Genomic DNA, 12,212 nt, shown 5'->3' with positions numbered 1-12,212 from the left:
ACGATGGTGCTGCTTCGCCGAGAGCTGGGGGACGCCCTGCGTGAGACCCGCCAGACGCAGGGCCGCACGCTGCGCGAGGTGAGCGCGTCGGCCTCCTGTTCCCTGGGCTACCTGTCCGAGATCGAGCGTGGTGAGAAGGAAGCCTCCTCCGAGCTGCTCGCCTCGATCTGCCGGGCGCTGGACGTGCCCCTGTCCGACATGCTCTCCGACGTCGCCGACCGGGTCAGCCTCGCCGAGGCCGCCGAGCAGCAGATGACCTCGGTGCTGACCGACGGGCTGGCTAAGCCGCTGCGACACCGCAAGGTGGTCGACCCGCAGGGTCGGACCGTCATCTCGGCGGCCTAAGGTCTGTGGCAGCTGTCCTTCAGGGCAAGTTCGCTGCGCTCTAGGCCTGCTCCGGACCGCCCTGGCATCCCGGGCAATAGCTGAACACCCGCTCCTGCGGTGCCCGGCCCACCGACCCCTGGTCCACCCTCGCCCCGCACCGGTGGCACGGCATGCCGCGGCGCCCGAACACCCAGGTCTCCTCACCGACGCCGCTGCGTCCCGTGGTGGCGGTCCGCCCGGTCCGGCAGGACTGCACCATCACACTGCGGGTCGTGCTGAGCAGCTCGGTCAGCGCCTCCGCGCCCACCGCCCCCACCGGCCGCCAGGGGTTGATCCGGTGCAGGAAGAGCGGCTCGCTGGCCCAGATGGTGCCGATGCCAGCCAGGTTGCGCTGGTCCAACAACGCCTCTGCGACCGGGACTCCCGGTTGCTCCAGCAGGTTGCTGACCGCCTGGGTCACCTCGAAGCCGGGGTCCAGCAGGTCCGGGCCCAGGTGCCCCACGACCTGTTCCTCGTCCTGGGTCCGCACCAGGTCAAGCATCCCCAGCCGGTCACCGATCGCCACCCGCTGCGTCGTCCAGAGCAGGGCGCGCGTGGTGTGCCGACGGCCGGCGGCATACCGTGCGCCGACGCCCTGCACCCTCCATGAGCCGTCCATCCGCAGGTGGCTGTGCAGGGTCAGCCCACCCTCGAGCCGGTGCAGCAGGTGCTTGCCGCGGGGGACCACCTCGACGGTTCGGCGCCCGGACAGGTCACGGGTGGCCAGTTGCGGCACCCGCAGGTCCGACCCCTGCAGCACCTGGCCCGCCAGCTCCGTGTGCAGCCGTCGGGCCGTGCGCCAGACCGCGTCGCCCTCCGGCACCGGATCAGTGCTCCGGCGGTGGACCCGATGCTCGGTCCTGGGAGTGGTACTCCACGTTCGGCACCATGGCCAGGGCGGTCGCGACCCGGTTGGTCATGTTGAACATGCCGACGACCTGCACCGCCTCCAGGATCTGGTGCTCGTCCAGACCAACCTCGCGCAGCGGCTCCAGGTCCTCCGGGGTCACCTCGCCGGGGGCCAGAGTCAGCTTTTCCGCGTAGGCGGCGAGCGCCGCCTCCCTGTGGGACAGCTCCGCCTGACGCCAGTTGACTGCCACCAGGTCGGCCGTGACGGGGTCACCGGTGTAGTGCCGCAGGGCCGCACCGTGCGACACCGCGCAGTAGGTGCAGCGGTTCAGCCCGCTGACCACGACCGCGAGCAGCTCGCGCTCGGCGTTGGTCAGATACCCCTCCTTGTTGACCAGCAGGTTGAAGTAGCTCCACCACGCCTGGAACTGCTCGCCGTTGTACGCCTGCGCCACGAAGACGTTGGGCACGAAGCCGAACACCTCCCGGGACTTCTCCCAGAGACGGCGAACCCCCTCCGGCACCTCGTCCGGGCTGGGCAGCGGCAGGGCGGAGATCGAGGGGTCGAGCCGCGTGGTCATGCGCTCACCCTAGTCGCGGCTGAGGCTGCGACGCTGCTGCGGCGTGGGCGCCGAGCAGGGCGGGAAGCCCACGCCCAGCGAGGTGCCGATGGTGATCACCGCGGTATGCCGTTGCCCCGCCCGACCCATGGCCGCCGCCTGGCCGTCGTTGACGAGCAGGCGGACGGGCAGCCCCAGCTCCTGGGAGAGCAGCTCAGCAGCGGGCTGGCCCAAGTGGGCCAGGGTGCCCCACGTCGGGTCGTCGTCCAGCTGCCCGTCGACGACGTAGTTGGCCACCGCCAGGCGTGCCTCGACGGGCGCGGGGTCGCGGACGGCTAGTTCCTCGGACCGGACGTGTGCGGCCGCCTCCCGCACCAGCCCCAGCAGCGTGGCCGGGTCCGGCCAGGTGCCGAGGTCGAACGGCGTCCAGGGCACCCGGAACCGGGTGACCGGCCCGAGGTCGCCGACCTCGGTGGCGACGGCGGCCTTGACCGCGGTGTGCCCCAGGTCGAGCACCAGCGTGGGCGCATCGACCGGTGGCCGAGCGGTCAGGCCACGCAGGGAAGCCGAGGCCGGGTCCGTCTCGACCTCGACCGGCACCGCGGGCAGGCCCAACTGACCGGGGGCCCGGAAGCGGGAGCGCACCAGGTCGCCCCGGCCTCCTGCGAGCACGCCTCCGCACAGCACGATCTGTTCCAGCTGCCCCCATCGGGCCCAGTCATCCTCGCCCCAGTCCGGTCGGGCGGCCCGGTCCTGCGGGGTGGGCTCGACCAGGGTGGCGACGAGGCGTTCGAGGGCGCACAGCCACTGCCCGTCGTCCAGCGGGGAGGCAGCGCCAAGGGCGCGGCCGGCGGGGGCACCGTGCCAGGGCGCGCCGGGCGAGAGCAGGACGGTCCGGTTCAGCCCGGTGCGGCGGGTCGGTTGGAACGACATACCCCCATCCTGACACCGGCCAGGACCTGACCTCGTTCACCCGACCGGCAGCAGGTGCCCGTCTGTTCCTTACCGCCCGGACCCGCCCCGTTCACCTGGGTCTAGCAAGGTCCCGCCTCGTGACTCGCACCGAAGAGCGTCCCGGGCGCGGCCGGGAGATGCTGCTGGCGGCAGCGCTGCTGCTGCCCAACGTCGTGCTCCTCGTCGTGTGGACCTACCGGCCCCTGGTCGACAACATCCGGCTCAGCTTCTACCGCTGGAACCTCGGCAGCCCGCGCTCAAGCTTCATCGGCTGGGACAACTACGTCGAGTTCTTCACCAGCGAAGGCAGCCGCACGGTGCTGTGGAACACCCTGGTCTTCACCGGGGTCGCGGTGGTGGGATCCATGGTGCTGGGGCTGGTGCTGGCGCTGCTTCTGGACCAGCGGCTCTTCGGGCGGGGACCGGTGCGCTCGCTCGTCTTCGCCCCGTTCGTCCTCTCCGGGGCTGCCGTCGGCGTGGCCTTCCAATTCATCTTCACCCCGACCTTCGGTCTGGTCCCGGACCTGCTGCGGACTGTGGGCATCACGCCGCCCAACTTCTACCAGTCCGCTGGCTGGGCACTGTTCATGGTGACGGTGACCTACGTCTGGAAGAACCTGGGCTACACCTTCGTCATCTACCTAGCCGCGCTGCAGGCCCGCCGCCGCGACCTGGACGAGGCCGCCGAGATCGACGCCGCCTCCTCCTGGACCCGGTTCCGGCACGTGGTCTGGCCCCAGCTCAGGGGCGCCACCTTCTTCCTGCTCATCACCGTGATGCTCAACAGCTTCCAGGTCTTCGACGTCATCCACACCATGACCCGGGGCGGGCCGTTCGGCAACGGGACGACCACGATGGTCTACCAGATCTACCAGGAGACCTTCGTCAACCTCCGGGCCGGGTATGGCGCGACCGTCGCCACCGTGATGTTCGTCGGCCTGCTCGTCGTCACCCTCGGGCAGGTGTGGCTCATGGAGCGGGGGCGAGAGCGGTGAGCGAGGTTCTCGCCCCGCACGAGCGGCGCGGCCGGGTCGGCGTCGCGGGTGGCTACCTGGCGATGCTCGTGGTGGTCGTCGTGGTCGCCCTGCCCCTCTACTGGATCCTCGCCGCCTCCCTCAAGGAGCGCAGCGACATCTACACGGTGCCGGTCACCTGGGTCCCCGACCCCATCACCGTGCAGAACTACGACGGGGTCAACCAGGGCGTACCCTTCCTCAGCTACCTGCGTAACTCGGTCTTCATCACCACCACGCTCACCGTCGTGCAGGTGGTGATCGGCGTGCTGTCGGCGTTCGCGCTGTCCTTCCTGCGCTTCCCCGGTCGCACCCTGGCCCTACTGTTCATCATCGCCGCCCTCATGGTGCCCAGCCAGATCACCTGGATCAGCAACTACGCGCTGGTGGCCGAGTTGGGTTGGCGCAACACCTTCCAGGGGATCATGATCCCGCTGGCCGGCGTCGCCTTCGGCACCTTCCTCATGCGCAACCACTTCGTCTCCCTGCCCGGGGAGATCATCGAGGCGGCCGAGATGGACCACGCCCGCCCGTTCACCCTGCTGTGGCGGGTGGTGCTGCCGATGTCCTGGCCGACGGTCATCGCGTTCACCCTCATCACGGTCGTCAACGAGTGGAACCAGTACCTGTGGCCCCTGCTCATCGCCGACGACGCCTCCACCGCCCCCCTGCCGGTGGGTCTGACCCAGCTGCAGGACCAGGAGGGCTTCACCAACTGGGGACCGGTCCTGGCCGGGACTGTGCTGACCATGCTGCCGATCCTCGCCGTCTTCCTGCTCCTGCAGCGCCACATGATCAAGGGCCTGACGGCCGGCGCGGTCAAGGGCTGAGCCGATGACCGCTCCCTGTCCCACCGCATACCCCTCCCGCGTCCCACCTCCTGCCCGTCCGTACCGCAACTACCCGTCATCGGCCATACCCACCCGCCACGGCGGATCACACCCACCCGCCACCCAGATGTGCGCCCCGCACCTCGGCACCGCTTCGAAGGAGACACCCATGAACCGCCCCATCACGTCCCTGCTCGGTCTGTCCCTGACCGCCACCCTGCTCGCCGCCTGCGCCGGCGGCTCCGCTGACGACGACGGCACCACGGACGGCGGTGGCGGCGGCGCGGCGAGCGATGAGGAGGTCACCAGCCTCACCTTCTGGTCCAACCACCCCGGCAGCTCCAAAGAGGTCGAGGAGCAGCTCATCGCCGCCTACGAGGAGGAGACCGGGATCAGCATCAACCTGGTCACGGCGGGCGCGAACTACGAGGAGGTCGCCAACCGGTTCAACGCCGCCCAGGCCGGTAGCGACGTGCCCGACATCGTCATCGCCTCCGACGTGACCTGGTTCCCGATGATGCTCAACGATGCGATCGCCCCGCTCGATGACCTGTGGGAGGCCCAGGGGAGTGACACCGACAGCTACGTCGACGCCCTGCGCGAGGACTACCTCTACGACGACCAGCACTTCGCGGTGCCCTACGCCCGCTCGACGCCGCTGTTCTACTACAACAAGGAGATGTGGCAGGCCGCCGGCCTGCCTGACCGCGGGCCGGAGACCTGGGACGAGTTCGCCGAGTGGGCCGATGACCTGCGGGAGGCTAACTCGGAGATGCCGGCGCTCGTCCTGCCCGACGGCTCCAACTATCTCGACTGGCACTTCCAGGGCATGATCTGGACCTTTGACGGCGCCTACTCGCACGAGTGGGACACCGAGGCGATGACCTCCGAGGGGTCCATCGCCGCTGGCGAATTCCTCCAGGGCCAGGTCGAGTCGGGCAACTTCGTCATCGCCACCGACCCGAACAGCGACTTTGCCGCCGGCCAAGCGGCCGCCCTGCTGCAGTCGACGGGGTCGCTGGGCGGACTGACCGAGGCGGCCACCTTTGAGTTCGGCACAGCTTTCCTGCCCGGCCCGCAGCCCGGGGTGACCACCGGCGGGGCCGGCCTGGCGGTCTCCAGCAAGATCTCCGAGGCCCGCAAGGCCGCTGCAGTGGACTTCCTTGACTGGTACACCAGCACCCCCAACACGGTGACCTTCAGCCAGTCCACCGGCTATGTCCCCGTCCGCAAGGACGCCGTCGACACGGACGAGGTGCAGGCCTACCTGGAGGAGAACCCTAACTTCCGGACCGCCGTGGAGCAGCTGCCGAACACGCAGTCGCAGGACTACGCCCGCGTCTTCGTCCCCGGTGGCGGTGCCCGCATCGGGGCCGCGCTGGACCGCATCACCACCGGTGGGGAGGACGTCACCGAGGTGTTCACCCAGCTGGCGGAGGACACCCAGCAGGTCGTGGAGCGGGACGTCGAGCCCGAGCTGCGCTGAGCCGTGGCGACGGTCAGCTACGAGGCGGCGAGTCGGACCTTCCCCGCCGCCGAACGTCCCGCGGTGGACGCGCTGGACCTGCACATCGACGACGGCGAGTTCGTGGTCGTCGTCGGGCCATCCGGGTGCGGGAAGTCCACCTCCCTGCGCATGCTCGCCGGGCTGGAGCCGGCGACGTCGGGGCGCATCCTCATCGACGGTGAGGACGTGACCCGGGTGCGGGCCCGGGACCGGGACGTGGCCATGGTCTTCCAGAGCTACGCGCTCTACCCCAACATGACGGCCGCGGAGAACATGGCCTTCGCCCTGCGCAATGTGGGCATCCCGCGGGCCCAGATCCGAGAACGGGTGGCGGAGGCAGCCCGCATCCTGCAGCTGGAGGACCTGTTGGACCGCAAACCGTCCCGCATGTCGGGCGGCCAGCGGCAGCGGGTCGCGATGGGCCGGGCCATCGTGCGGCAGCCGAAGGTCTTCTGCATGGACGAGCCGTTGTCCAACCTGGACGCCAAGCTGCGGGTCTCCACCCGTGGGCAGATCGCCGAGCTGCAGCGGCGGCTCGGGACCACCACCGTCTACGTCACCCACGACCAGACCGAGGCGATGACCATGGGTGATCGCGTCTGCGTGCTGCGCGACGGGGTCCTACAGCAGGTGGGCTCACCGACCGAGCTGTACGAGCGGCCGGTCAACGCCTTCGTGGCCGGCTTCATCGGCTCGCCCGCGATCAACTTCCTCGACGGCGTCCAGGTGCACGAGCGGCGGGCCCTGCTGGCTCCGGGCCTGCGGATCCCGCTGCGTCCGGCCCAGGTGGCCTCACCGGTGACGGTCGGGCTGCGTCCTGAGGGCCTCGACATCGTCGGTGCCGGCACGGCTCCCGGCGGCGATGAGCTGTCGGTCGTCGTGGACCGGCTGGAGCGGCTGGGCTCGGAGACCTTCGTCTTCGGCACGCCCGAGGTCGCCGACGGGGTGACCGTCCGCGGTGGTCACCTGGTGGTGCGCCTGGACAAGCGTGTGCAGGTCCGTCAGGGCGAGCGCCTGCGGCTGCGGGTGCACCCCGAGGAGGAGCTGGTCTTCGACGCCGACGGGGTCCGGGTGCCGCACGACTGACCGCGGTCGGGCCGGCCCCCTCCGGGCCGCTCGGAGGTGGCGTCGGTCCTCCCCGGTCACCCTCACCGGCGCAGGCGCAGCCCCTGGGGTGCGGTGTGGAAGCCGGCGTCGACCAGGGCCCGGGCCAGGGGATCGGTGGAGGCGAGGGCCCCCACCCCGTCGATCTTGCCGATCGTCAAAGCGCTGAGGGTCTGCCCGCGGACGGCGCCGACGAGGGCCTGGGCGACGGCGCCCCAGGTCTCGTCGGGGTCCAGGTGCTCGGGGACGCCGAAGGTCAGCGCGCTGCGCCCGCCCCGCTCGAGATAGAGCACGAGGGCGCCGTCCACCAGCACCACCATCGCACCGGCCTTGCGCCCGGGCCGGTGCGTGGTCTCGTCCTCGCGCTCTGGCCACGGCACGGCCGCGCCATAGGGGTTGGCCGGGTCAGTGGCGGCCACCAGCACCACCTCCGGCTCGCGCCCGGCCTGCAGCAGGTCCCCGGTCAGGGCCCGGAGGCGGTCAATGGCCCCTGCTGTGCCGAACTGCGCCGCCCCCAGGCCCTCCACCACATACCCGCGGCGGACGCGACCGGCCTCCTCGGCCGTGGCCAGCACGCGGTACACCCCGGCATACCCGCCCGGGATCCCTTCGGCGACGACCGAGCCGCGCGTCAGGACGCCGTAGCGGTCGAGCAGCTGCTCGGCGGTGGCCAGCGCCCGGACCGTCGGATCCTCCTCGACCGGTGGCAGGAGCGACCAGCGACCCACCCCGGTCGGTGGTCCCGACCGGGCCGGCAGCGCCGGGCGGGAGGAGCGGGAGGCCAGGGCGACGGAGGTGCGGGACCAGCGGCCGGGCCGCTGGGGCGCGCGCCGCACCTTGTGCGCCGTCCGCCCGCCGGCGAGCAGGGCCCGGACCGGGGCGAAGGTGTCAGCGCTGATCCGGCCCGCCCAGACCAGGTCCCACAATGTCCCCACCAGACCGGTGTCGTCACTGCTGCCCAGGCCATCGGCGAGCGCGCGGAAGAAGTAGGCGGCGCCCGGGGTCCGCTGCAGCAGATCAAGCAGCTCCACCCCGGCCGGTGGCTCCTGCGGCGGGGTCATCGTCAGGTGCGCGGTCTCGGTTAGGTGCAGCGAGACCCAGCCGTCGTCACCCGGCAGCGTGCCGTGGCCCTGCCAGAGCACCTCACCGGAGGTCATCAGCTCGTCGAGCAGGCCAGGGGAGTAGCCCTGCACCCGGGACGGCAGCACCAGGGTCTCGACCGCCGAGGCCGGCATTCGGGCACCGGCCAGCTGCTCCACCGCCCGCAGCAGGCCGTCGGCCCCGCGCAGCTCGCCGACCGACTGCCAGCGGGGCAGGAAGCGGGCGTAGGTCTGCTGGGTGACCGGCTCGACCTCCTGGCGCAGCGCCGCCAGCGAGCGGCGACGCAGCAGGCGCAGGACCTCGGCGTCGCAGACGTCGTCGCTGCTGGTGCCGTGCGGCACCAGAGCGCCCTGCACCATGCGGCCCGAGGAGACCAGGCGGCGCACGGCATCGCGCACCACTGCCGCGCCGAGGCCGAGCCGGGCAGCCAGGTCGGGGATGGTGAACGGGGTGTGGGTGCGGGCGTAGCGGACCACCAGGTCACCGAGCGGGTCCTGCACCCCCTCGAGGAAGACCGCCGGCACCCCGACCGGTATGGCCGCGCCCAGTGCGTCGCGCAGCCGGCCCGCGTCCGCAGCGTCGGCCCAGCGTGGCTCGCCCGCGACCCGCACCTGGATCACTCGTCGGGACTGGTCGAGGGCACCCAGCCAGGCCTCGACCTGGGGGCGGTGGTCCTCCTGGGTGCGCTCGAGGATCTCCGGGGTCGACAACGTCCCCAGCAGCCGCAGCAGGTCCAGCACCTCCTCGGCGTCCCGCGCGGCACGTTCAGGGGTCAGCCGCTGCAGCTCGGCGTGGGTGCGTGCCACCACCTCGGGGTCGAGCAGGTCGCGCAGTGCCGCGCCCTCGCCCCGGCCCAGCAGCTCGCCCAGCAACGAGGGGTCCAGGGACAGGGCTGCGGCCCGCCGCTCGGCCAGCGGGGAGTCGCCTTCGTAGAGGAACTGGGCGATGTAACCCATCAGCAGTGACCGCGCGAACGGGGAGGGGCTGGAGCTGGCGACCGAGACCACCCGGACCTCGCGGGTGGCCACCCGCCGCATCAGGCCGACAAGAGCGTCCACGTCATAGACGTCCTGGACGCACTCACGGACCGCCTCAAGCACAACCGGAAAGGTCGGGTAGCGCACGGCGACCTCCAGCAGCTGCGCAGAACGCTGCCGCTGCTGCCACAACGGCTGCCGCCGGCCGGGGTTGCGGCGGGGCAGGAGCAGCGCCCTGGCCGCGCACTCGCGGAAGCGGGCGGCAAACAGCGCCGAGCCGCCGATCTCCTGGGTCACCAGGTCGGCGACCTCCTCCGGGTCGAGGGTGAGCAGCGCGGCAATCTCCGCGTCCAGGTGCTGGGCCCCTGCCGGACCGTCTGCCCGGGTGTCGTCCTCGTCCCAGGCGCCCAGGTCCGGCAGGCGCAGCACGATCCCGTCGTCGGCGGCCAGGGCCTGCACGTCCGTGCCGTAGCGCTCCCGGAGCCGGGCCGCCAGGCACAACGCCCAGGGCGCGTGCACCGGGGTGCCCCACGGGGAGTGGACGACCACCCGCCAGTCGCCGATCTCGTCGCGGAAGCGCTCCACCAGGATCGTCCGGTCATCGGGCAGGTGGCCGGTCGCCTCACGCTGGTCGGTCAGGTAGGTGATGAGGTTCTGCGCCGCCCAGGCGTCCAGACCCCGCTCCTGAAGTCGAGCGACCGCGACATCGTCCCGTGCCTGAGCGTGCCCGGCCGTCTCCCGCAGGAAGGCGCCTACCGCGGCACCCAGCTCCGCGGGCCGGCCCTGAGCCTCGCCCTTCCAGAACGGAAGCCGGCCGATCTGTCCTGGTGCCGGCGTGACCAGCACCTGGTCGTGGGTGATGTCCTCGATCCGCCAGCTGGTGGTGCCCAGGGTGAAGACGTCACCGACCCGCGACTCGTAGACCATCTCCTCGTCGAGCTCGCCCACGCGGCGGCCGGGGCCGTCGCCCGTGGCGAGCATCACGGCGTACAGGCCCCGGTCGGGGATCGTGCCGCCCGAGGTGACCGCGAGCAGCTGGGCGCCGCGACGGGCCGCGAGGGTGTTGGTGACCCGGTCCCACACCACCCGGGGGCGCAGGTCGGCGAAGTCCTCTCCGGGGTAGCGTCCGGCCAGCATGTCCAGGACCGCCTCGAAGAGGGGGCGGGGCAGGGCCGCGTAGGAGGCCGAGCGGCGCACCACGTCGAAGAGCTCATCGACCGCCCAGTCCTCCATCGCCACCATCGCCACCACCTGCTGGGCGAGGACGTCCAGTGGGTTGGCCGGCACCCGGAGGGACTCGATCATCCCCGCGCGCATCCGCTCGACCACGACCGCGGTCTGCACGAGATCGGCCCGGTGGGTGGGGAAGAACACCCCATGGCTGACCGCCCCGACCTGGTGACCTGCGCGGCCGACCCGCTGCAGGCCTGAGGCGACGCTCGGGGGGCTGGCCACCTGCACGACGAGGTCCACCGCGCCCATGTCGATGCCGAGCTCCAGGCTGCTGGTGGCGACCACGGCCGGCAGCGCACCCGTCTTGAGGGCGTCCTCGATGACGGCCCGCTGTTCCTTGCTCACCGAGCCGTGGTGGGCCCGGGCCATGGCCGGCGCTGCGCCCCGGCTGGTGCCCGCCTGGCCCATCACCTGAGCCGGCGTCCCGGCCGCCTCATCTCCTGCGGCCCCGCCCTCACGCTGCTCCTGCCACTCCTCGTTCAGCCGAGCGGTGAACCGCTCGGCCACCCGGCGGGAGTTGGTGAAGACGAGGGTCGAGGAGTGCTCCTCGATGAGCCCGGCGACCCGACGCTCCACGTGGGGCCAGATCGAGACCCGCTCCTCCGGGTCCGGCGCGGGGGCCCACACGGCGTCGGTGACCTCGCCGTCGCCGCCCAGGTCGGGCAGGACCGGCCCTGGACCGGTCAGCCACGCATCCCCGGCACCCGCATCCTCGGCACCCGCATCCTCGGCACCCGCCTGCTCGGCACCCGCCTGCTTGGCACCCGCCTGCTCGGCACTGTCCTGGCCGGCAGTGACCGGGTCATCGCCGGCCGTGCGGCGGCGGGCCGGGGAGGCGCCCGGCATCTCTGGCCGCTCGGTGGCGCCCGGGTCAGCCATGTCGGGCACGGGCACGACGACCTCGAGGTCCCACCTCTTGGTCGAGGGGGGGTGCACCGTGGTCACCGGTCGGCCCCCGCCCAGGTAGCGGGCGACCTCCTCGACCGGCCGCACCGTCGCCGACAGCCCGATCCGTTGCGCCGGTCGCTCCAGCAGCGCGTCCAGCCGGTCCAGGGTCACCGCCAGGTGCGTCCCCCGCTTGGTCCCCGCCACGGCGTGGACCTCGTCGATGATGACCGACTCGACGCCGCTGAGCGCCTGCCTGGCCTGGGACGTGAGCAGCAGGAAGAGTGATTCCGGAGTGGTGATGAGGATCTCGGCGCCGTCCTTGGCAAAGGCTCGGCGCTCCACCGCCGGGGTGTCCCCCGATCGGACGGCGACCGAGACGGCGGGGGAGGGCGAGCCCAGGCGGGCCGCCGCGTGCCGGATACCGACGAGGGGGGAGCGCAGGTTGCGCTCCACGTCGACGGCCAGTGCCTTGAGGGGGGAGACGTAGAGCACCCGGCAACGTGCTCGTGGGTCCTGCGCGGGCCGGGGGGTGGCGATGATGCGGTCGATGGCCCACAGGAAGGCCGACAACGTCTTGCCCGACCCGGTCGGGGCCACGACCAGGGTGTGCTGGCCCCGGCTGATCGCCTCCCATGCCCCCACCTGGGCGGCGGTGGGCCCCGGGAACGAGGCGTCGAACCAGGCCCGCGTGGCCGGGGAGAACCGACCGATGACGTCGGCAGGGTCGTGGCTGGTCACCGGCTCAGCCTGCCACGGCCCACCGACACGGGGCGGTCCGGAGCGCAGGACAGCCCGGTGCGCCGGTCAGGGAGTTGCCTTGGGTGAAGGCC

At 72.0% G+C, this 12,212-nt stretch carries 9 protein-coding genes; 5 read left to right on the top strand and 4 right to left on the bottom strand.

Annotated features, from left to right (window positions below; genetic code table 11):
• Positions 1–3: 3 nt before the first annotated feature.
• On the top strand, positions 4–345 hold the full coding sequence (locus tag FY030_RS10560; RefSeq protein ID WP_158061468.1) for a helix-turn-helix domain-containing protein: 342 nt from the start codon (positions 4–6) through the stop codon (positions 343–345).
• 40 nt (positions 346–385) lie between these two features.
• Here FY030_RS10560 and FY030_RS10555 read toward each other — a convergent pair whose 3' ends face one another.
• Genes FY030_RS10555 through FY030_RS10545 form a run of 3 tightly spaced genes read right to left on the bottom strand, consistent with a single transcriptional unit; the run spans position 386 to position 2,708 of the window.
• Positions 386–1,189: a DNA-formamidopyrimidine glycosylase family protein gene (locus FY030_RS10555; protein ID WP_158061467.1), complete on the bottom strand. Its 804-nt coding sequence runs from the start codon at positions 1,187–1,189 to the stop codon at positions 386–388.
• A 4-nt stretch (positions 1,190–1,193) separates the two neighbouring features.
• The gene (locus FY030_RS10550; RefSeq protein WP_158061466.1) at positions 1,194–1,796 is read right to left on the bottom strand and encodes a peroxidase-related enzyme; all 603 of its coding nucleotides are present in this window, start codon (positions 1,794–1,796) and stop codon (positions 1,194–1,196) included.
• Positions 1,797–1,805: 9 nt separating this feature from the next.
• The gene (locus FY030_RS10545) at positions 1,806–2,708 is read right to left on the bottom strand and encodes an ROK family protein (protein ID WP_158061465.1); all 903 of its coding nucleotides are present in this window, start codon (positions 2,706–2,708) and stop codon (positions 1,806–1,808) included.
• A 119-nt stretch (positions 2,709–2,827) separates the two neighbouring features.
• On the opposite strand from FY030_RS10545, the gene FY030_RS10540 reads away from it, so the two are divergent.
• The 4 genes from FY030_RS10540 (at position 2,828) to FY030_RS10525 (ending at position 7,165) form a co-directional block, all read left to right on the top strand.
• Positions 2,828–3,724, top strand: coding sequence for a carbohydrate ABC transporter permease (locus FY030_RS10540; protein WP_238348234.1), 897 nt, complete (start codon positions 2,828–2,830; stop codon positions 3,722–3,724).
• Positions 3,721–4,572 carry a carbohydrate ABC transporter permease gene (locus FY030_RS10535; protein WP_238348233.1) on the top strand — a complete coding sequence of 284 codons (852 nt, stop codon included), beginning with the start codon at positions 3,721–3,723 and terminating at the stop codon, positions 4,570–4,572. The genes FY030_RS10540 and FY030_RS10535 overlap by 4 nt, the downstream gene beginning before the upstream one ends.
• Before the next feature lie 169 nt (positions 4,573–4,741).
• Positions 4,742–6,058, top strand: a complete 1,317-nt coding sequence (locus tag FY030_RS10530) for an ABC transporter substrate-binding protein (RefSeq protein WP_158061464.1) — start codon at positions 4,742–4,744, stop codon at positions 6,056–6,058.
• A 3-nt stretch (positions 6,059–6,061) separates the two neighbouring features.
• Positions 6,062–7,165, top strand: coding sequence for an ABC transporter ATP-binding protein (locus FY030_RS10525; protein WP_158061463.1), 1,104 nt, complete (start codon positions 6,062–6,064; stop codon positions 7,163–7,165).
• Between the two features lie 62 nt (positions 7,166–7,227).
• Here the strand turns inward: FY030_RS10525 and FY030_RS10520 are convergent, their stop codons facing one another.
• Complete coding sequence (locus FY030_RS10520) at positions 7,228–12,120, bottom strand: Lhr family ATP-dependent helicase (protein WP_192498570.1); 4,893 nt, start codon at positions 12,118–12,120, stop codon at positions 7,228–7,230.
• Positions 12,121–12,212: the final 92 nt, after the last annotated feature.

Source organism: Ornithinimicrobium pratense, from assembly GCF_008843165.1.
GTDB lineage: Bacteria > Actinomycetota > Actinomycetes > Actinomycetales > Dermatophilaceae > Ornithinicoccus > Ornithinicoccus pratensis.
Note: the sequence above shows the minus strand (reverse complement) of the source record. Positions and strands in the feature narration are given on the sequence as shown.

What these genes read in the sequence shown, in the direction of transcription:
- FY030_RS10560 (WP_158061468.1), top strand. Translation starts at nt 4, where the DNA reads ATGGTGCTGCTTCGCCGAGAGCTGGGGGACGCCCTGCGTGAGACCCGC.
- FY030_RS10550 (WP_158061466.1), bottom strand. Translation starts at nt 1,796, where the DNA reads ATGACCACGCGGCTCGACCCCTCGATCTCCGCCCTGCCGCTGCCCAGC.
- FY030_RS10545 (WP_158061465.1), bottom strand. Translation starts at nt 2,708, where the DNA reads ATGTCGTTCCAACCGACCCGCCGCACCGGGCTGAACCGGACCGTCCTG.
- FY030_RS10530 (WP_158061464.1), top strand. Translation starts at nt 4,742, where the DNA reads ATGAACCGCCCCATCACGTCCCTGCTCGGTCTGTCCCTGACCGCCACC.